The following is a 17,830-nucleotide window of genomic DNA, read 5'->3' as shown; positions in this document are numbered from 1 at the left end:
GGGTACTTAAGCCAAGGTGGCTTTAGCTTTCTCGACAATCGCAGCAAACGCCGCTTTTTCGTTCACTGCCAGATCAGCCAGAACCTTACGGTCGATCTCGATGGACGCTTTTTTCAGGCCAGCGATGAAACGGCTGTAGGACAGACCGTTAACACGTGCACCAGCGTTGATACGAGCGATCCACAGAGCGCGGAACTGACGTTTTTTCTGACGACGGTCACGGTAGGCGTATTGGCCTGCCTTGATTACCGCTTGCTTGGCAACACGGAATACGCGTGAACGCGCGCCGTAGTAGCCTTTAGCAAGTTTCAGAATTTTTTTGTGACGTTTACGGGCAATGACGCCACGCTTTACACGAGCCATGAGTTACTTCCTCTATTCTTGATCCAAAAATTAACGAAGGCGCAGCATGCGCTCGACTTTTGCCACGTCAGACGGATGCAGCAAGCTGCTACCGCGCAGTTGACGCTTACGCTTGGTCGACATTTTGGTCAGGATGTGGCTCTTGAAAGCGTGCTTGTGCTTGATACCGTTAGCAGTTTTCAGAAACCGCTTAGCAGCACCACTTTTAGTCTTCATCTTTGGCATGTTCGGATACTCCGCATTCAGTTGATAAACATAATCAGAAGGCCTGCCGTGCCCTGTTGATTACTTCTTCTTTTTCGGGGCGATGACCATGATCAGCTGGCGTCCTTCCATCTTAGGATGCTGTTCGACGGAACCGTACTCGAGCAGGTCAGCTTCAACCCGCTTGAGGAGTTCCATCCCCAGCTCCTGGTGGGCCATCTCACGGCCGCGGAATCGCAAGGATACCTTGGCCCTGTCCCCATCACTCAGGAAACGTACCAGGTTGCGCAGTTTTACCTGGTAATCCCCTTCCTCCGTCCCTGGACGAAACTTGATTTCTTTTACTTGAATCTGCTTCTGGTTCTTCTTCGCCGCAGCAATCTGCTTCTTCTTTTCGAAGATCGACTTGCCGTAGTCCATCACCCGGCAAACAGGCGGGACTGCGTCGGCGGAGATTTCCACCAGGTCCAATTTGGACTCTTCAGCGATACGAAGCGCTTCATCAATCGAGACGATGCCAATCTGCTCGCCGTCAGCGCCAATTAACCGAACCTCGCGTGCCGAGATATTCTCGTTGATCGGGGCTTTCGGTGCAGCTCGTTTATCTTGTCTCATTTCACGCTTAATAATAATTACTCCGAATCTGGGCGACCACGCCGGGAAACCGCTTGCGCGAGGAACTCAGCGAACTGGGCGACGGGCATCGAGCCCAGGTCAGCACCTTCACGAGTACGCACAGCGACAGTCTGCATCTCGACTTCCCGATCTCCGATAACCAAAAGATAGGGAACCTTGAGCAAAGTATGCTCGCGGATTTTAAAGCCGATCTTTTCATTTCTCAAGTCGGACTTGGCACGAAATCCGCTTTCGTTGAGTGTTTTTTCAACTTCAGCGGCAAAATCTGCCTGTTTATCAGTGATATTCATGATCACTGCCTGGGTCGGAGCCAGCCACGCAGGGAATGCACCCTCGTAGTGCTCGATCAGGATCCCGACGAACCGTTCGAACGAGCCGAGGATCGCCCGGTGCAGCATAACCGGGTGTTTACGGCTGTTGTCTTCGGAGACGTATTCGGCTCCCAGACGGATCGGCAGGTTAAAATCGAGCTGCAGGGTACCACACTGCCAGACGCGGCCAAGGCAATCTTTCAACGAGAACTCGATCTTCGGACCGTAGAACGCGCCCTCACCCGGTTGCAGGTCGTACGCAAGCCCCGCACTGTCCAGCGCTGCAGCCAGTGCAGCTTCGGCGCGGTCCCACAGCTCGTCGGAGCCGACGCGTTTTTCCGGACGAGTGGACAGTTTCATTTCGACTTCGGTAAAGCCGAAATCGCGGTAAACATCCATGGTCAGCTTGATGAACGCGGCGGATTCAGCCTGCATCTGCTCTTCGGTGCAGAAGATGTGGGCGTCGTCCTGGGTGAAGCCACGCACGCGCATGATGCCATGCAGCGCACCCGATGGCTCGTTACGGTGACAGGCACCGAACTCGGCCAGGCGCATTGGCAACTCGCGGTAGCTCTTCAGGCCTTGGTTGAACACCTGCACGTGACATGGGCAGTTCATCGGCTTGATGGCGTAGTCGCGGTTTTCCGACTGGGTGGTGAACATGTTGTCGGCGTAGTTGGCCCAGTGCCCGGATTTCTCCCACAGGCTGCGGTCAACGACCTGAGGCGTCTTTATCTCCAGGTAGCCGTTTTCGCGTTGAACCTTGCGCATGTACTGCTCGAGCACTTGGTACAGGGTCCAGCCGTTCGGGTGCCAGAACACCATGCCCGGTGCTTCTTCCTGGAGGTGGAACAGGTTCAGGCGCTTGCCGATCTTGCGATGGTCGCGTTTCTCGGCTTCTTCGATACGCTGGATGTAGGCCGCCAACTGCTTCTTGTCAGCCCACGCAGTGCCGTAGATTCGCTGCAGTTGCTCGTTTTTCGCATCGCCACGCCAGTAGGCGCCGGACAGCTTGGTCAGCTTGAACGATTTGAGGAAGCGCGTGTTCGGCACGTGCGGGCCACGGCACATGTCGACGTATTCTTCGTGGTAGTACAGGCCCATGGCCTGCTCGTCCGGCATGTCTTCCACCAGGCGCAGCTTGTAGTCTTCGCCACGGGCGGTGAACACGTCGATCACTTCGGCGCGCGGCGTGACTTTCTTGATCACGTCGTAATCTTTTTCGATCAGCGCGTGCATGCGCTGCTCAATGGCAGCCAGGTCGTCCGGGGTAAAAGGACGCTCGTAGGCGATGTCGTAATAGAAGCCTTCTTCAATGACCGGGCCGATTACCATCTTCGCGGTGGGGTACAGCTGCTTGACCGCATGGCCAATCAGGTGCGCGCAAGAGTGGCGAATGATCTCCAGCCCCTCTTGATCCTTGGGCGTGATGATTTGCAGGCTGGCGTCGCTGGTAATCAGGTCGCTGGCGTCGACGAGCTTGCCGTCGACCTTGCCGGCCACGGTGGCCTTGGCCAGGCCTGCACCAATGGATGCGGCGACCTCGGCTACGGAAACCGAATGATCGAATGAACGTTGACTGCCGTCGGGAAGAGTAATAGTTGGCATGGCGCCTCCTCTCCTAGTGGTGACCCCTACCAAAGGTCACGTGGGTTGGGATGAGCCAGTACAAGATCCAACACCAGGCCGTTCAGTGATGAACGCCTGCCTTACAGCGGCAGGAGCCTTTCGGCCAACCGATAATCGAACCAGAGTGACTGGAGTGAGCTAAAAAGAACCTGGCAAGGCGGCAATTGGCACGCCTGGAGATAGCCAAGCGCAAGATGCTAGCACAGATGAACGGTCATCGCGGCGCTGCTATCTTGCGTAACGACAAAATCCGGCCTTTATAGCTGCAAAAGTGAACTTGAGCTGTACGCAATGCCTCAAACCCACTGAGAATCGCCGTTCGTCCTCGACCCAAAGGAGCATCCTCATGATGCGTTTTACCTCTACCCTCGCTCTCGCCGCTTCCCTGACCCTCCTTTCCCTCGGCGCGCAGGCAGCAGCCCCGTCGAACTGGCCAGCCGGTGCTCGCGACAGCTTCGTCAGCGATTGCAGCGCAGCTGCCAGCCAGAACGTAGACGTCAAAACTGCCAAAGCCCACTGCGAATGTGGCGCCGACAAGATCAACGCTGAATTGAGCACCGCCGAAATCAAAGAGCTCATGACCAACCAGAACGCCAGCCCGGAGCTTAAAAACAAAGCTGTCGCGGCTATTTCGTCCTGCAAAGTCGTGAAGAAAAAGTAAGATCTGCCACTGATCACACGGCTTTTTCACGGGTAAAACAGCCCGAAAACTGCCATTTCTCACAAATTACGCAGCTTTTACGGCTTTTTTTACCAGTTGATATTTCGAGCCAAAGCCCCGTAGATCGGGGCTTCCAGCCGAAAACGGTACTAAACGCAACGCTATTGATTAGCAAACAATGCCTTGGGGGGGCTCCCAAGCCGAACATTTCGACTATGATAGCCCGGTGTGCCCAGTTGGCCTGAGCAGCACAGCACTACTGAAAATATATGTTTCTTGGAGATACACCATGTCTAATCGCCAAACCGGCACCGTTAAATGGTTCAACGATGAAAAAGGCTTCGGCTTCATCACTCCTCAAGGTGGCGGTGACGACCTGTTCGTACACTTCAAAGCTATCGAAAGCGACGGTTTCAAAAGCCTGAAAGAAGGCCAAACCGTTTCCTTCGTGGCTGAGAAAGGCCAAAAGGGTATGCAAGCTGCACAGGTTCGCGGCGAGTAATTCTCCGCTGAGCTAAAAAAACCCCGTCCATGTGACGGGGTTTTTTATGGGCACTGCAAAAGCCTTGAATGACTTAGCCGCAGTTGACCCGCGTGATCACTAGGTTGTCATCGGTGTTCAGGTTCAGGCGGTCGGAGCGGTATTCCAGGGTAATCATGTCGTTGGGCTTGAGGATGCGTGCGTTCTGCGCACCGGCACGGGTGCGTGCCTGCTCCAGCAACTGGGGCGAAGCTTTCTGGCCGATCGTGAATTCGGCGGCCTTCGACTCACAGCGGCTATGACCGGCATCGGCCACGGCGGCGTCTTTGGCTGGCTCAGAGGCACCCGGGGTGCTGCAACCCGCCAACGCGAGTGCTGCCAACAAAGTACCGAATGATGCGAGCTTCCAAGGCATGAAGCCTCCTATGATAAAAAATGGACAGAGATCGTGCGACAGCGATTGGGCGGATTGGTTTCAAGACGTAAACCGCCGCTTGGCAAGTCTGCCTGACTCTCGGCAGGCATTCGCCCGGTCAATCGTGACCAGATATGAATGTATTCAGTAGATGTCGATGTAGTCGAACGCCGGCTTCGGCCAGTTTTCCTTCAGCGCATTGAAAATCTGCGTCACCCAGACTTCGTCGCTGGCGGCCACATTGCCTACGTACCCGGACCCCTTGGCCCAGGTCTCCAGGCGAAACAGCAGCCCGTCGATGTCCACGCCACCCACGACCCTCCGTGAGGAGATGTAGGCGATCCCGGCCTTGGTCACCCGCAGTTGGGCATGTTCGTCGTCACTGGCACTGGCGAGAAGCTGGCGCACATTCGCCAGCGTCAGGTTCTCGGGGTTGTTCAAGTCGATCTGCACGTGGCGTTCCCCGGCAATTAAACAGGCGGACAGTGTCGCACAGCGCCGCCGTCATTCCGAATCGCCTCATGCCTAAGTATCAGTGCCAAACCCGATACAAAATGGTTAACTGGGCCGGTAAGAACCGCGTTCCAGCGCATTGCCCAGTACTTTCAGCCCCGCGAGACAGTCATGACCACCGTAACGCTCCAAGCCGACATCAAAGCCAAGTGGCCCCAAGGACAGAGCTCCTACAGCCCTGGAAGCCCAGAGGAATTGGCGATCATTGGTATCGACCTGCTGGTCAAGGAGCTAGGTACACAAGCGGCACAAGCGTTCATCGGCCAGATATTCGAGAAATATCCGGCCGATCACATGGGCGCACACGACCCCGAGCGCGAATAAGAACCGGCCGGCGAACGCCGACCGGTCAACACGTTACTTCAGGCGCGCCAGGCGCTCGGTCAGCAGATCGAAGAAGCCTTGGGCATCACCGTTTTCTACCCAGAACGCATTCTTCGGTTGTTTCAGGCCATCGTACCAGTCGACGATGGTCTGGCCGAAGGTCGGGCCTTCACGGCTGTCCACCACCACGTTGACTTCACGGCCGCTGAACAGCGATGGCTTGAGCAGGTAAGCAACGACGGTAGCGTCATGCACAGGACCGCCTGGAATACCGTAGTGCTCCATGTCGCCCTTGACGTATTCATTGAGGATATCGCCAACAACCTTGCTTGCGTTGTTCTTGAGGTCGGCGATCTTTTTCAGGCGGGCCTCGCTGGTCAGTACCTTGTGGGTCACGTCCAGCGGCAGGTAGGTCAGCTTGACACCGCTCTTGAGCACAATCTCAGCCGCAACCGGGTCGGCGAACAGGTTGAACTCCGCCACCGGTGTGATATTGCCGCCATTGAAGTGCGCGCCGCCCATCACCACCACTTCCTTGATGCCCTGGGTGATTTCCGGTGCCTGGGTCAGCGCCAGTGCCAGGTTGGTCTGCGGACCGAGCATGGCGATAGTGATGCTGTGAGGCTTGGCGGTGGTGAGGGTCTTGATCAGGTAATCAACGGCATTACCTTCAGCCAAGCCCTTTTTCGGCTCATGCACGGTGACGCCGGAAATACCTTCCTTGCCATGGATATTCTCGGCATAGATCGGCGTGCGCAGCAGTGGCGCCGGCGCACCCGCGTACACCGGGATGTCCTCGCGCCCTGCCCACTCGCGGGCCAGGCGTGCATTGCGGGAAGTCTTGTCCAGGCGCACGTTGCCGGCGACGGTGGTCAGCGCACGAATGTTCAGTTCCTCCGGAGAGGCCATGGCAAACAGCAGCGCCACCACATCATCGGCGCCTGGGTCGGTGTCGATGATCAGGTCGATTTTTTCCGCCGCCTGGGCGCTTGCAGCAGTGAGTGCGGACAAAAGCAGAACACTCCGAAACAGGTTTTTCAGGGTGGGAAGACCATATTGCATAAAACACTCCTTGTCGTTGAGAACGCTAGAACGTTACGCCGGACACCAGCGCGATATTGCAGTAAGGCTGGCATTCGCCGGTGCGCACCACGGCGCGTGCCTTGTGGCTGAGCTGCTTGAACTCCTCATGACTGACCAGGCGCCGCTCACCGAGGGCCGCCTGCTCTGTGAGCGTATTGAGCTCGGCCAGCGCCGGTGGTTGCTTGAGCAGGATCTCTTCTGCCAGCACGTGTCGCTCCACCTGCATTTCGCTGAGTACGATACGCAAGGTGCTGATGAAGTCCGGGATACCCTGGGTCAACGCCAGGTCGATCAATTCGACGCCCGGCGGGACTGGCAGGCCAGCGTCGCCGATCACCAGGATGTCACCATGCCCAAGCGAGGCGATGACACGCGACAGGGCGATATTGAGCAGAGGTGTCTTTTTCATGAGGGCACAAAACCTTGTACGTCGTGCAGCGTTGGAATAGAGGGTTGCGCGCCGGCACGGGTGACTGACAGCGCCGCCGCGACCTGGCCAAAACGGATGGCCTCGGCCTCGCTTTTGCCATTGGCCAGTGCCGCCGCAAAGCCGCCGACGAAGGTGTCGCCCGCGGCCGTGGTGTCGACCGCCTTGACCTTTGGCGCCAGCAGGTGCTCAAAGACCTGGCCGTCAGTGAACAACGCGCCTTGAGCCCCCAGGGTGATGATGACTTTGCCGGCGCCCGCCTGGATCAGTTGGGTCGCCGCCGCCTTGGCGCTGTCAATGGAGTCGACCGTCACGCCACTCAGTGCGGTGGCCTCGCTTTCATTGGGGATCAGGTAGTCGATCGAGGCATACCACTCAGCCGGCAACGGTGCGCTGGCCGGTGCCGGGTTGAGGATCACCGTCTTGCCCAGCTCACGACCGCGCTTGAGGGCGTAGCCCACCGTATTCATCGGCACTTCCAACTGGCAAACGATCACGTCAGCCGCTTGCAGCACCACGTCAAACGCCTGCAACGAGGCAGGTGTCAGTTCGCCGTTACTGCCTGCCACAATCACAATCGCGTTCTGGCTGCTGTCATCGACCACGATCAGGGCCACGCCACTGGAACCGTCCACGGTACTGACGGCCTGGCAATCGATGCCCTCCACCGTCAACGCGTCACGCAATTGGGTGCCGTAGGCATCGGTACCGACACAGCCAATCATCGACACATCGGCACCCAGGCGTGCGGAGGCTACCGCCTGGTTCGCGCCCTTGCCGCCGGGCACGGTGGAGAACGTCTGCCCGATCAAGGTTTCACCGGCACGCGGCAACCGGCTCGCGCGAGTCACCAGGTCCATGTTCAAGCTGCCTACTACCACTACTTTTGCTGGCATACATCAGTACTCATCAATTCGGTTCAGCGGTATTGGGCGAACGTACCGGCGACAGGCGCCGTCGACTCACGCAATACGATGCTCGGCGTCACGATGCGTTGATCGATCGGCAGTTGGGGTGTCGCAATTCTTCGCAGTAAAAGTTCGGCCGCCGTCTCGCCCAACTGCACGATCGACTGCCCGACCGTGGTCAACGCCGGGTAGACGTAACGGCCCATTTGAATGTCATCGAAACCGATCACCGAGAGCTCTCCCGGCACACGGATATTGCGCTCTGCTGCGGCGCGCAACACACCGAAACCAATCATGTCGTTGCTGGCAAAAATGGCACTCGGCGGGTTGTGCGCCAGCAGCTGCACTGCGGCGGCATACCCGCCGGTGCTGGTGAAGTCGCTTTCCTGGATGCGATTGGCTGCCACTTCCACGCCCGCCTCGCGTAATGCGCGGTGATACCCCGCCAGACGCATTTGCGCGACACGGGTATGGGCAGGTCCGCCGATGCAAGCAATGTCGCGATGACCGAGTTCGAGCAAGTGCCGGGTCGCCAGGTAGGCGCCCTCCTCGTGATCGATACGCACCAGGTCCACATCAATACCATCCAGCGCCCGGTCGACGATCACCATGGGCGTGCGTACCGCGCTCAAGCCAGCGGCAAGGCCGCTGTCGTCGCCGCCGACCGAGGTCACGATCAAGCCGTCGATGCGCTTTTCCAGCAATACGCGCAAATAGCTGCGCTGCTTTTCAGCGTTGTCGTCGGAGTTGCAGAGGATCACGCAGTAACCGTTACGCTCGCAGTAATCCTCGATGCCGCGGGCCAGTTCCGCAAAATACGGGTTGAGGCTGTTGGGCACCAGCAGACCGATGGTGGCCGTAGTCTTGGCCTTGAGCGAACGCGCGACGGCACTGGGCACGTAGTCGAGTTGCTTGATCGCCGCCTCAACCTTGATGCGCACCGGTTCACTGACCGGGCGCGTCTTGTTCACCACATGGGACACCGTCGTGTAGGAAATACCTGCAAGCGCTGCCACATCCTTGATCGTTGCCATGGTTCAGCCTCGCCGACTGGCGCGCTGGCTGCGGTAGGTATCGAGGACCACGGCGATCACGATCACGGCACCCGTGATGATGCGTTTCGTGGGTTCCGTGGCACCGATCTGCGCCAGGCCAGCCGCCAATACCGAAATAATCAACACACCAAAAAAGGTACTGATCACCGAGCCGCGCCCGCCCATCAGGCTGGTGCCGCCGATCACCACGGCTGCAATCACTTGCAGTTCCAGGCCGGAACCGGCGTTCGGGTCCGCCGCTTCCAGGCGCGAGATCTGGAACAGCGCGGCCACACCGGCCAGCAGGCCCATGAGGCTGAACACCAGGATCTTGTAGGGCTTGGGATTGATCCCGGCCAAGCGCACGGCCTCTTCGTTGGTGCCGATACCAATCAGGTAACGACCAAACACAGTGCGGGTCAATACCAGCTGCGCGGCGATGATCACCAGCAAGGCGATGATGAATGACGGCGAGATACCAAAGGCAATCGGGTTGGACAGCCAGGCAAACGAATCACCGATGTAAGCGGTACGCGAGCCGGTCATTTGGTACGCCACGCCACGGGCCATTTCCAGCACGCCCAGGGACACGATAAACGATGGAATGCGCCAGGCCACGGTGATCGAGCCGGTGATGGTACCGGCCAATGCCGCGCAGCCCATGCCCAGCACGGCCGCCGGCAATACGCTCCAGCCCCAGCCGAGAATCGCTACGCTGACCGCCGACGCTGCCAGTGCCAGCACCGAGCCCACCGACAGATCGATTCCGCCGATGATCAGGATGAAGGTCATGCCCACCGCCAGCACCATCAAGTCCGGTATCTGGTTGGCGAGGGTGCTGAAGGTGTCATAGGACAGGAAGTGATCGCTGAGCACCGAGAACAGCGCAATCATCGCCAGCAGAGCACCCGCCAAGCCCAGGTAGGTGCCCAGGCCGTAGAAGTTGCCGCCAGTCTTGCCGGGGGAAGTTGTGGTTTTCATGGGGTATCCCTAAGCACTGCGTCGTTGAGCAGCGCATCACGTTTCTGATAGCCGGCGAAGGCGGCGGCGAGCAATTCGTCTTGGGTCCAGCTGTCGCGCTCGAACGTCTCGATCAAGCGCCCGGCGGACAACACACCGATGCGGTCGCAGATCAGCATGAGTTCACGCAGATCACTGGACACCACCACCAGCGCTTTGCCCTGGCGGGTCAACTCGCCCAGCAAGGCATAAATATCGAACTTGGCACCCACGTCGATGCCGCGGGTTGGCTCATCGAACAGCATCACCGAGCAGTCGCGCTCCAGCCAGCGGCCAATCACCACCTTCTGCTGGTTGCCGCCGGACAATTCGGAAACCAACTGCGCCGGACTGGAACTGCGGATGCGCATGGCGTCGATCTGACGCTTGGCCAGGGCGGTTTCGTCGCGGCTGTTGACCACGCCACCGCCGGAGATCTCCGGCATATTACCCAGGGCAATGTTGGCGCTGATGGACTGGGTCAGCAACAGACCTTCACCCTTGCGGTCTTCGGTGATCAGGGCAATGCCATGGCCTACCGCGTCCACGGGCGAGCGGATGCTCACGACCTGGGCTGGCGAACCAAGCGCCACAGTACCGCTGTCGGCCAGGTCGGCGCCAAAGATCAGCCGCAACAACTCAGTACGCCCCGCACCGATCAGGCCGGAGATACCGTAGATCTCGCCCGCGCGCACCTCGAAGGACACATCGCGGACCTTGTCCGAGCGAGTGAGGCCTTTTACCGTCAGGGCTGGACCACCAATGGAGCGCGGGCCCAGGTCGATGTGTTCGCCCAGCTCGCGACCGACCATCAAGGTGACCAGTTGCTCGCTGTTGTAGTTGGCCATCGGCTCGACACAGACCAGCTTGCCGTCGCGCAGTACCGCAATACGTTGGGCAACACGGGCCAGCTCTTCCAGCCGGTGCGAAATATAAATGATCGCCACGCCCCGGGCCTGCAGGCGGGTGATTTGTTCAAACAGCATCTCGACTTCACGCGCCGTGAGCATGGCCGTGGGTTCGTCGAGGATCAGTACGTGACAATCGCCGATCAGGTTGCGGGCGATTTCGACCATCTGCTGATGACCAATACCCAGGCTGCCAACCAGCGTATCGGGGTCGATGGCGTCCAGGCCGACCTGGGCCATGGCCTCGATCGCGGCCTTGCGCAGTTGCTTTCGGCTAATCCAGCCACAGTGGCTGGGCAGGTTGTCCAGGAACAGGTTCTCGGCGACGGTCAGGGTCGGCAGCAGGTTGAGCTCCTGCATGACCATGCGCACGCCCAGCTCTTCGGCCTGGGTGCGGCTGCCAGGGCGGAAATCCTGGCCATTGAACTGCATGTGCCCGGTGGTCGGTGTGACCAGCCCGCCGATGATCTTCGACAAGGTACTTTTGCCTGCACCGTTCTCACCGGTCAGCGCCAGCACTTCCCCGCGATTGAGCGTCAGGGTGATGTCGGACAGAACCGGCTGGGCATAGGTCTTGCCGATACCGCTGACCGAGAGGACAGCGTTCGGGGCGGAAGATGACATAGGAAAATCTCCAGGCGCCCGCTCAGGACGAGCGGGCGCTGTTGGGTGCTGCCAGGATTACTTCTTGAGGACGAGTTCGACCGGGGTTTCGATCACGCCATCTTTGGCATCGACTTTCTCACCCTTGACCAGCTTGAGCGCGTTCTGGATACCGAACACGGCTTGCTGGGCAGCCGCCTGGTCGGCGGTCGCCAGTACACGGCCGTCCTGCAGCATCGGCTTGATGGCTTCGATGTTGTCGTAGCCTACGACCAGCACCTTGCCAGCCTTGCCGGCCGCACGCACGGCGGAGACCGCGCCCAGGGCCATGTTGTCGTTACCGGCCAACAGCGCCTTGAGGTCCGGGTACTCGCTCAGCATGGCGGATGCCACTTTCTGGCCCTGGTCGATTTCCCAGTTGCCGGACTGAGTGGAAACGATCTTCATGCCGGCAGCGTCCATCGCATCCTTGTAGCCTGCGGTACGTTGCTGGGCGTTGGTGGTCGTCGGCACACCTTCGATGATGCCAACCTTGTCACCCGAGGCCAGTTGCTTGGCCAGGTAGTCGCCCACCAGCTTGGAGCCTTTGCGGTTGTCCGGGCCTACGAACGGAATATCGAGGTTCTTGCTCTTGAGCACATCCGGGTCCAGGCGGTTGTCGATGTTGACGACCTTGATGCCGGCGTCCGAGGCTTTCTTCAGCACGGTGACCAGCGCCTTGGAGTCGGCAGGTGCGATGACGATGGCGTTGACCTTGGCGAGGATCATCTGGTTGACAATGTCGATCTGTGCGCTCGTATCGGTTTCGTTCTTGATCCCGTTAGTGATCATGTCGAAATCGGCGGCGTGTTCTTTCTGGTACTTCTTGGCACCGTCTTGCATGGTGACAAAGAATTCGTTGGCGAGGGATTTCATGACCAGGCCGACCTTGGGTTTGGCGGCATCATCGGCAAATGCAGAGGAGAGAGGCAGGGCAGCGGATGCGGCGGCAAGCACAGCGACAGCAAGAAGACGTCCAGCAAATGGCAGCTTCATGGGTTCACTCCGATCTTATGATTATTGTGAGCAACGCTTGCACCGAAGAGCGCTTCGGCAGCCTTCCCACCCGGGTGGCTGATACGAGCTGTCACGATACTCCAGGCGTGTTCCGTGAGACATCTCGCAAACGTTTGCGTTAGTCAAACTATGAGAACCTTGTCGAGATTTGTCAACGGTTGAAAACAGCCTTTCATCCACGCTATCCAACCCTCCCCCTCGCCTGGCAAAGTGGCGTATTAAACATCCCCCCCTGCCAGTCGTTCTCTAAAACGACAGGCAACGCCGTGTCACTCGGCCAATCTCCAAGCCCCTGGCGCCACTTTTTTCGGACATCCGAACACAATACAGCCAGATGTTCGGAAAGCCGGACACCTGCACGACCGGCCACCCACAAAAAACAATATAAATTGTTATAAATCAGTAATTTATTTTCTAACCGCGAATACGATCAGCCTGGTATAGATCCTGCTCTACTCCATCACCTCGTGGCATTCAGAACCGCCCGGGTGTTCTAGATGAACCTGCTACAGCACTCATCAAAAACCAGAGAGAAAAATAATGAAATCTGCACTGAAGACTTTTGTTCCGGGCGCGTTAGCCCTCCTGCTGCTGTTCCCCCTTGCCGCCCAGGCAAAGGAAGCTGAAACCAAGACTAAACTGTCCAACGTCGTGATCCTTGCCACGGGCGGCACCATTGCCGGCGCTGGCGCCAGCGCGGCCAACAGTGCCACCTACCAGGCCGCCAAAGTCGGCATCGAGCAATTGATCGCCGGTGTTCCTGAGCTTAGCCAGATCGCCAATGTGCGTGGCGAGCAAGTGATGCAAATTGCGTCCGAAAGCATCAACAATGAAAACCTGCTGCAACTGGGTCGCCGCGTCGCCGAACTGGCCGACAGCAAGGATGTGGACGGCATCGTGATCACCCACGGCACCGACACCCTGGAAGAAACTGCCTACTTCCTGAACCTGGTGGAGAAGACCGATAAGCCGATCGTGGTGGTCGGTTCCATGCGCCCAGGCACCGCCATGTCGGCTGACGGCATGCTCAACCTGTACAACGCTGTGGCAGTGGCCGGCAGCAAGGATGCACGCGGCAAGGGCGTGCTGGTCACCATGAACGACGAGATCCAGTCGGGTCGCGACGTCAGCAAGATGATCAATATCAAGACCGAAGCGTTCAAGAGCCCATGGGGCCCACTGGGCATGGTGGTTGAAGGCAAATCCTACTGGTTCCGCCTGCCTGCCAAGCGTCACACCATGGATTCGGAATTCGATATCAAGAACATCAAGAGCCTGCCGGATGTCGAGATCGCCTATGGCTACGGCAACGTAAGCGACACCGCCTACAAGGCCCTGGCTCAAGCCGGCGCCAAAGCCATCATCCACGCTGGTACCGGCAACGGCTCCGTGTCCTCCAAAGTCGTACCTGCCCTGGTGGAACTGCGTAAGCAAGGCGTACAGATCATTCGCTCTTCCCACGTGAATGCCGGCGGTATGGTCCTGCGCAACGCCGAACAGCCTGACGACAAATACGATTGGGTCGCTGCACTTGACCTGAACCCGCAGAAAGCCCGCATCCTGGCCATGGTCGCCATGACCAAGACCCAGGACAGCAAAGAGCTGCAACGGATTTTCTGGGAATATTGATCCCTAGTTTTTCCCCGTAGGTGCGAGCTTGCTCGCGAAGGTCGTTAACGATGATGCGGCGCGTCTGGTTTAACCCATCGCCCTCAAGCCTCTCGCGAGCACGCTTGCACCTACAACTCCCCTCCCCCGCCCCTACAAAATTGCCTGAATTGCTGTCAGACGAACTTCCTGAAGTTTAAGCAGTTGCGAAATCGCCTACAGTTAAATACTGTATGTGCGTACAGCTTATTAAGGAATACTCCGTGGCAAAGTCCTCTTCCGCAGTGCCAACCCCGCCCGATGCCTATGAACGCCTGGCCATCCGCGTGCAAAAGATCATCAACTCGACCCATGCCCAGAAAGCCAAGGCAGCCTTGATCTTCCGTTTGCCGGATGAACCAGAGGATGAGTGGGCGCGTTTGCTGGAAGAAATCGCGGAGAACGATAACGTCACCCTCGCCTATCGGGACGACGGCGGTGTGCAGATTTTCTGGGTTGTACCGAAGGAAGATTGATTTAATGAGTGTCCGTTTTATCGCTGTGTGCTGCCTGTTTTTTGCCGTTACCGCCCACGCCCAGGCACCCCGAACGTTCAGCGAAGCCAAGAAAGTTGCCTGGAAGCTCTACGCCCCGCAATCCACCGAGTTCTATTGCGGCTGCAAATACACCGGCAACCGCGTGGACTTGAAAGCCTGCGGCTACATCCCGCGCAAAAACGCCAACCGCGCTGCGCGCATTGAATGGGAGCACATTGTACCGGCCTGGCAGATCGGGCATCAGCGCCAGTGCTGGCAAGATGGCGGGCGCAAGAACTGCACGCGCCACGATGATGTGTTCAAGCGTGCCGAAGCCGACCTGCACAACCTGGTGCCGAGCATCGGCGAGGTCAACGGGGACCGTAACAACTTCAGTTTTGGCTGGCTGCCAGTGCAACGCGGGCAGTACGGCTCATGCCTGACCCAGGTGGACTTCAAAGCCAAGAAGGTGATGCCACGCCCATCCATCCGGGGAATGATCGCCCGCACGTATTTCTACATGAGCAAGCAGTACGGCTTACGCCTGTCAAAACAGGATCGCCAGTTGTACGAAGCCTGGAACAAGACCTACCCGGTGCAGGCCTGGGAACGCCAGCGCAACCAGACCGTGGCGTGTGTGATGGGGCGCGGCAATGAATTTGTCGGCCCGGTGAACCTTAAAGCCTGCGGTTGAATGTGTGCGGGGCTCGCGCCCCGCCAGGCTATTACTGGGCGGCCTTGTGCTCAATGATCTCTGACACCGTGTCAGTTTTCTTCGCCCGGGCCATCTTCTCGTTAAGCAGCGTCTGCTTGGCCTCGGCCTCCGCCTTGGATGCGAACGGCCCCAGCAGGACTTCATCCTTGCCGTCCATCTTCACGATATAAAAATTGAAACCATGTTCCAGCAACCAGGCCGTGAGGTCGGTGATTGCCTGCAGCTTGTGGTCGGGCGGGCCTACCCGGATATCCCATTCCTGGGCGGCAATTGCGCCGGTTTGAGGCTGGCTTTCAGTCACGGCAGGCTTGGCCTTCGGCGCATCGACGCTTTTGCCTTCACCGCAACCGGCCAATGCCAACACCGCAATTGCCATCGCTACTTTACGCACTGCCCTGCTCCTTCAAAGATAAAGAGGCGACTTTATCATTCACTGTCTATTCTGGCCGTCATAAACGTTGGCTTAAACAATGCGAATCATGTATCGCAGACCTGTATGATGCCGCCATGGGAATTAATGTCGCCTCTATGCGTCCTAAAAGAGGCAGTCACAGGGAAGCGCTTAGCAGTAAGCTACACACATCCGACACCTGCCCTGTCTGAAACATGTGTCCTTAAAAGTAATCAAGGAGAAGTCCATGCTTATACTCACCCGCAAAGTTGGTGAAAGCATAAACATCGGTGATGACATCACGATCACCATCCTGGGCGTCAGCGGCCAGCAAGTACGAATCGGCATCAACGCACCCAAGGATGTTGCCGTGCATCGCGAGGAAATCTACCAGCGTATCCAGGCTGGCTTGACTGCTCCGGACAAAAACCAGACACCTTGAAGCCCCCTCAGTAGCCAGCCCTTTCGTTCACGGTAACGGCTGGCGAAAACTCCTTCAGACTGTTCTTGTCGTTGTTGCGTGACGGACGCTCCCCCCAGTACATCTTCATGGAAAGATGAAACTGTCTTCACGCCTGGAACTTGTTGTTTCATACACGGCCGAATCTCTTGACTGACACTCAGCTATCCGTGTGCATTCAGGAGCACGTTGATGAGGCCTAAGACCACACCGCCACTTGCCTACAGGTCATGGATGATCGCCTTATTGATAGGCCTGGTCTTCATGGGGCTGGCTTATGGCTTGAGGTATGCAATAGAGGGCGCTGAGGCTACCGACCATTCCTGGCTGGACCTGGCGCTGCTGCTTTGCGGGTACCTGTTCCTATTCTGTCTCCAACCTATCCAGAAAGCTGTGCTGCGTCGATTGAGCCAGCGAGCGGCACGCTGATACCACGCGTTTCGCTATCAGATAACCGGTATTTACAGCGCCACAGCAGGACCTATGCTTGGACATGCATGACCAGTCAAAGGCGCCGATACAGATGGATACCCTGAGTAAATCCCAAATCGAATCTGCTCTGGCAGCCCGCCTGCCAAGCTATAAAGTGACCTGCACCCTGCACGCCGACGGGACCCTTTCAGCCGTACTCAGCGGCCCGGAAACCGACCACTTCGCAATTACGGGAATCGTGCGCGCGCATTATCGCGGGCCGGAAGCCATTGCTCGGCTGGCCAATGAGATCCTCAGGGAAATGGTGATGTCACGCCAGGGCATGCGCAATGATCGAATGCAGCCCACCACCCCAGCCAACGCCGAACAAGGCCGAGACCGATAAGGAACTCGGCCTTCTTGTATCAGCCCGCTCGGTTCTGCACGCACAACAAGCCTTGCGCGTCGCGCTGTACGTTCAGGTGTGCGTACCCGGCAATCGTAGGATGCTCGGTCTCCATCGGCGTGTGATGCGTCGACGTCACCACCATTACGTCCGCCCCGGCGGCCTCCCCCGCACGAATACCCACCGCCGCATCTTCAAACACCAGGCACTCCTGCACCGGCACGCCCAGGCGTTGCGCGCCCAGCACGTAACACGCGGGGTTCGGCTTGCCGATGGCAACGTCTTCTGCCGTCACCAGCACCGCCGGCGGCGCAATGCCCGCCGCTTGCAGTCGACGCAACGCCAGTTCCCTGGGTGCCGACGTGACCAGCGCCCATTGGTCGCCCGGCAGGCTGTTCAGAAAATCGACGGCACCGGGAATCGCGACAACACCCTCGACATCATTGAGCTCAGCCTCGGTAATCCATTGCGCCTCCACCTCGGGATCGACGCCGGGCAATGCCTGGCGCGTGATGGTATCGATCGCGCGGGCACCGTGAATGGTCTTCAAGAACGCCGCCACATTCAGGCCGTGGCGTTCGGCCCAAATGCTCCATACCCGCTCGGCGGCGGCGATGGAGTTGAGCAACGTCCCATCCATATCAAACAAAAAGGCACGGTAATGGCGCTTGAATACGGCTGAACCTCGGATGGACACTGCGTGGCTTCCTCGTGGGCTGTAATAAATAATCGGCCCGATGCAATCTACGGATCACCTCGCTGCTTGTAA

The 17,830-nt window shown here is 58.2% G+C and carries 24 protein-coding genes; 9 read left to right on the top strand and 15 right to left on the bottom strand.

Translation table 11 applies throughout. From position 1 onward, the window contains the following. Positions 1-6 precede the first annotated feature (6 nt). Genes rplT through thrS form a run of 4 tightly spaced genes read right to left on the bottom strand, consistent with a single transcriptional unit; the run spans position 7 to position 3,122 of the window. Positions 7-363, bottom strand: coding sequence for a 50S ribosomal protein L20 (gene rplT / locus CWC48_RS20810; RefSeq protein WP_002553161.1), 357 nt, complete (start codon positions 361-363; stop codon positions 7-9). 30 nt (positions 364-393) lie between these two features. Continuing rightward, positions 394-588: a 50S ribosomal protein L35 gene (gene rpmI, locus CWC48_RS20805; RefSeq protein WP_002553160.1), complete on the bottom strand. Its 195-nt coding sequence runs from the start codon at positions 586-588 to the stop codon at positions 394-396. A gap of 60 nt (positions 589-648) precedes the next feature. Then, positions 649-1,200 (bottom strand): translation initiation factor IF-3, encoded by a 552-nt coding sequence (gene infC / locus CWC48_RS20800; RefSeq protein WP_169850653.1) that lies wholly within the window; start codon positions 1,198-1,200, stop codon positions 649-651. Next, positions 1,200-3,122, bottom strand: coding sequence for a threonine--tRNA ligase (gene thrS / locus CWC48_RS20795; RefSeq protein WP_025857830.1), 1,923 nt, complete (start codon positions 3,120-3,122; stop codon positions 1,200-1,202). The genes infC and thrS overlap by 1 nt, the downstream gene beginning before the upstream one ends. A 367-nt stretch (positions 3,123-3,489) precedes the next feature. Between thrS and CWC48_RS20790 the strand changes: the two genes are divergently transcribed. Further along, entirely contained in the window at positions 3,490-3,804 is a 315-nt protein-coding gene (locus CWC48_RS20790) for a hypothetical protein (protein WP_016978147.1), read from the top strand. 289 nt (positions 3,805-4,093) lie between these two features. Further along, positions 4,094-4,306 (top strand): cold-shock protein, encoded by a 213-nt coding sequence (locus tag CWC48_RS20785; protein ID WP_003234260.1) that lies wholly within the window; start codon positions 4,094-4,096, stop codon positions 4,304-4,306. Positions 4,307-4,379: 73 nt separating this feature from the next. Here CWC48_RS20785 and CWC48_RS20780 read toward each other — a convergent pair whose 3' ends face one another. After that, on the bottom strand, positions 4,380-4,700 hold the full coding sequence (locus tag CWC48_RS20780; RefSeq protein ID WP_025857833.1) for an I78 family peptidase inhibitor: 321 nt from the start codon (positions 4,698-4,700) through the stop codon (positions 4,380-4,382). 144 nt (positions 4,701-4,844) lie between these two features. Then, on the bottom strand, positions 4,845-5,153 hold the full coding sequence (locus tag CWC48_RS20775; RefSeq protein WP_100490197.1) for a hypothetical protein: 309 nt from the start codon (positions 5,151-5,153) through the stop codon (positions 4,845-4,847). A 171-nt stretch (positions 5,154-5,324) separates the two neighbouring features. Here CWC48_RS20775 and CWC48_RS20770 point away from each other — a divergent pair, with 171 nt between their 5' ends. Further along, positions 5,325-5,537, top strand: a complete 213-nt coding sequence (locus CWC48_RS20770) for a hypothetical protein (RefSeq protein WP_010209115.1) — start codon at positions 5,325-5,327, stop codon at positions 5,535-5,537. Positions 5,538-5,570: 33 nt separating this feature from the next. On the opposite strand, the gene CWC48_RS20765 is transcribed toward CWC48_RS20770, so the two are convergent. Genes CWC48_RS20765 through CWC48_RS20735 form a run of 7 tightly spaced genes read right to left on the bottom strand, consistent with a single transcriptional unit; the run spans position 5,571 to position 12,534 of the window. Continuing rightward, on the bottom strand, positions 5,571-6,599 hold the full coding sequence (locus tag CWC48_RS20765) for a nucleoside hydrolase (protein WP_078049392.1): 1,029 nt from the start codon (positions 6,597-6,599) through the stop codon (positions 5,571-5,573). A 25-nt stretch (positions 6,600-6,624) separates the two neighbouring features. Then, positions 6,625-7,029, bottom strand: a complete 405-nt coding sequence (gene rbsD, locus CWC48_RS20760) for a D-ribose pyranase (RefSeq protein ID WP_078049393.1) — start codon at positions 7,027-7,029, stop codon at positions 6,625-6,627. After that, positions 7,026-7,943, bottom strand: a complete 918-nt coding sequence (rbsK, locus tag CWC48_RS20755; protein WP_100490195.1) for a ribokinase — start codon at positions 7,941-7,943, stop codon at positions 7,026-7,028. Before rbsK ends, rbsD begins: the two co-directional genes overlap by 4 nt. 23 nt (positions 7,944-7,966) lie before the next feature. Continuing rightward, positions 7,967-8,989, bottom strand: a complete 1,023-nt coding sequence (locus tag CWC48_RS20750; protein ID WP_078049395.1) for a LacI family DNA-binding transcriptional regulator — start codon at positions 8,987-8,989, stop codon at positions 7,967-7,969. Between the two features lie 3 nt (positions 8,990-8,992). After that, complete coding sequence (locus CWC48_RS20745; protein ID WP_010209107.1) at positions 8,993-9,970, bottom strand: ABC transporter permease; 978 nt, start codon at positions 9,968-9,970, stop codon at positions 8,993-8,995. After that, the gene (locus CWC48_RS20740) at positions 9,967-11,520 is read right to left on the bottom strand and encodes a sugar ABC transporter ATP-binding protein (protein WP_058426259.1); all 1,554 of its coding nucleotides are present in this window, start codon (positions 11,518-11,520) and stop codon (positions 9,967-9,969) included. Before CWC48_RS20740 ends, CWC48_RS20745 begins: the two co-directional genes overlap by 4 nt. Positions 11,521-11,577: 57 nt before the next feature. Beyond that, positions 11,578-12,534: a sugar ABC transporter substrate-binding protein gene (locus CWC48_RS20735; RefSeq protein WP_099492564.1), complete on the bottom strand. Its 957-nt coding sequence runs from the start codon at positions 12,532-12,534 to the stop codon at positions 11,578-11,580. A 561-nt stretch (positions 12,535-13,095) separates the two neighbouring features. On the opposite strand from CWC48_RS20735, the gene CWC48_RS20730 reads away from it, so the two are divergent. The 3 genes from CWC48_RS20730 (at position 13,096) to CWC48_RS20720 (ending at position 15,372) form a co-directional block, all read left to right on the top strand. Then, positions 13,096-14,184 carry an asparaginase gene (locus CWC48_RS20730; RefSeq protein ID WP_078049397.1) on the top strand — a complete coding sequence of 363 codons (1,089 nt, stop codon included), beginning with the start codon at positions 13,096-13,098 and terminating at the stop codon, positions 14,182-14,184. Between the two features lie 242 nt (positions 14,185-14,426). After that, positions 14,427-14,678: a DUF1654 domain-containing protein gene (locus CWC48_RS20725; RefSeq protein WP_177409445.1), complete on the top strand. Its 252-nt coding sequence runs from the start codon at positions 14,427-14,429 to the stop codon at positions 14,676-14,678. A 4-nt stretch (positions 14,679-14,682) separates the two neighbouring features. Continuing rightward, on the top strand, positions 14,683-15,372 hold the full coding sequence (locus tag CWC48_RS20720) for an endonuclease (protein WP_078049398.1): 690 nt from the start codon (positions 14,683-14,685) through the stop codon (positions 15,370-15,372). Between the two features lie 31 nt (positions 15,373-15,403). On the opposite strand, the gene CWC48_RS20715 is transcribed toward CWC48_RS20720, so the two are convergent. Beyond that, positions 15,404-15,769 carry an SPOR domain-containing protein gene (locus tag CWC48_RS20715; RefSeq protein ID WP_032864195.1) on the bottom strand — a complete coding sequence of 122 codons (366 nt, stop codon included), beginning with the start codon at positions 15,767-15,769 and terminating at the stop codon, positions 15,404-15,406. 262 nt (positions 15,770-16,031) lie between these two features. Here CWC48_RS20715 and csrA point away from each other — a divergent pair, with 262 nt between their 5' ends. The 3 genes from csrA (at position 16,032) to CWC48_RS20700 (ending at position 17,061) form a co-directional block, all read left to right on the top strand. After that, positions 16,032-16,226 (top strand): carbon storage regulator CsrA, encoded by a 195-nt coding sequence (gene csrA, locus CWC48_RS20710; protein ID WP_003192511.1) that lies wholly within the window; start codon positions 16,032-16,034, stop codon positions 16,224-16,226. A gap of 210 nt (positions 16,227-16,436) precedes the next feature. Next, positions 16,437-16,673 carry a hypothetical protein gene (locus CWC48_RS30580; RefSeq protein ID WP_099492562.1) on the top strand — a complete coding sequence of 79 codons (237 nt, stop codon included), beginning with the start codon at positions 16,437-16,439 and terminating at the stop codon, positions 16,671-16,673. Between the two features lie 94 nt (positions 16,674-16,767). Beyond that, complete coding sequence (locus tag CWC48_RS20700; RefSeq protein WP_078049402.1) at positions 16,768-17,061, top strand: hypothetical protein; 294 nt, start codon at positions 16,768-16,770, stop codon at positions 17,059-17,061. Between the two features lie 19 nt (positions 17,062-17,080). Here the strand turns inward: CWC48_RS20700 and CWC48_RS20695 are convergent, their stop codons facing one another. After that, positions 17,081-17,758, bottom strand: coding sequence for an HAD family hydrolase (locus CWC48_RS20695; protein ID WP_078049404.1), 678 nt, complete (start codon positions 17,756-17,758; stop codon positions 17,081-17,083). Positions 17,759-17,830: the final 72 nt, after the last annotated feature.

This window comes from Pseudomonas sp. S10E 269 (assembly GCF_002798465.1).
Classification (GTDB): domain Bacteria; phylum Pseudomonadota; class Gammaproteobacteria; order Pseudomonadales; family Pseudomonadaceae; genus Aquipseudomonas; species Aquipseudomonas pergaminensis.
The sequence above is the reverse complement of the archived record's forward strand: the minus strand, read 5'-3'. Positions and strand labels throughout refer to the sequence as shown.

Bases quoted from the DNA above. Each gene is read 5' to 3' on its own strand.
- rplT (WP_002553161.1), bottom strand. From the start codon at position 363: ATGGCTCGTGTAAAGCGTGGCGTCATTGCCCGTAAACGTCACAAAAAA.
- rpmI (WP_002553160.1), bottom strand. From the start codon at position 588: ATGCCAAAGATGAAGACTAAAAGTGGTGCTGCTAAGCGGTTTCTGAAA.
- thrS (WP_025857830.1), bottom strand. From the start codon at position 3,122: ATGCCAACTATTACTCTTCCCGACGGCAGTCAACGTTCATTCGATCAT.
- CWC48_RS20790 (WP_016978147.1), top strand. From the start codon at position 3,490: ATGATGCGTTTTACCTCTACCCTCGCTCTCGCCGCTTCCCTGACCCTC.
- CWC48_RS20785 (WP_003234260.1), top strand. From the start codon at position 4,094: ATGTCTAATCGCCAAACCGGCACCGTTAAATGGTTCAACGATGAAAAA.
- CWC48_RS20780 (WP_025857833.1), bottom strand. From the start codon at position 4,700: ATGCCTTGGAAGCTCGCATCATTCGGTACTTTGTTGGCAGCACTCGCG.
- CWC48_RS20770 (WP_010209115.1), top strand. From the start codon at position 5,325: ATGACCACCGTAACGCTCCAAGCCGACATCAAAGCCAAGTGGCCCCAA.
- CWC48_RS20765 (WP_078049392.1), bottom strand. From the start codon at position 6,599: ATGCAATATGGTCTTCCCACCCTGAAAAACCTGTTTCGGAGTGTTCTG.
- rbsD (WP_078049393.1), bottom strand. From the start codon at position 7,029: ATGAAAAAGACACCTCTGCTCAATATCGCCCTGTCGCGTGTCATCGCC.
- rbsK (WP_100490195.1), bottom strand. From the start codon at position 7,943: ATGCCAGCAAAAGTAGTGGTAGTAGGCAGCTTGAACATGGACCTGGTG.
- CWC48_RS20750 (WP_078049395.1), bottom strand. From the start codon at position 8,989: ATGGCAACGATCAAGGATGTGGCAGCGCTTGCAGGTATTTCCTACACG.
- CWC48_RS20745 (WP_010209107.1), bottom strand. From the start codon at position 9,970: ATGAAAACCACAACTTCCCCCGGCAAGACTGGCGGCAACTTCTACGGC.
- CWC48_RS20740 (WP_058426259.1), bottom strand. From the start codon at position 11,520: ATGTCATCTTCCGCCCCGAACGCTGTCCTCTCGGTCAGCGGTATCGGC.
- CWC48_RS20735 (WP_099492564.1), bottom strand. From the start codon at position 12,534: ATGAAGCTGCCATTTGCTGGACGTCTTCTTGCTGTCGCTGTGCTTGCC.
- CWC48_RS20730 (WP_078049397.1), top strand. From the start codon at position 13,096: ATGAAATCTGCACTGAAGACTTTTGTTCCGGGCGCGTTAGCCCTCCTG.
- CWC48_RS20720 (WP_078049398.1), top strand. From the start codon at position 14,683: ATGAGTGTCCGTTTTATCGCTGTGTGCTGCCTGTTTTTTGCCGTTACC.
- CWC48_RS20715 (WP_032864195.1), bottom strand. From the start codon at position 15,769: ATGGCAATTGCGGTGTTGGCATTGGCCGGTTGCGGTGAAGGCAAAAGC.
- csrA (WP_003192511.1), top strand. From the start codon at position 16,032: ATGCTTATACTCACCCGCAAAGTTGGTGAAAGCATAAACATCGGTGAT.
- CWC48_RS30580 (WP_099492562.1), top strand. From the start codon at position 16,437: ATGAGGCCTAAGACCACACCGCCACTTGCCTACAGGTCATGGATGATC.
- CWC48_RS20700 (WP_078049402.1), top strand. From the start codon at position 16,768: ATGGATACCCTGAGTAAATCCCAAATCGAATCTGCTCTGGCAGCCCGC.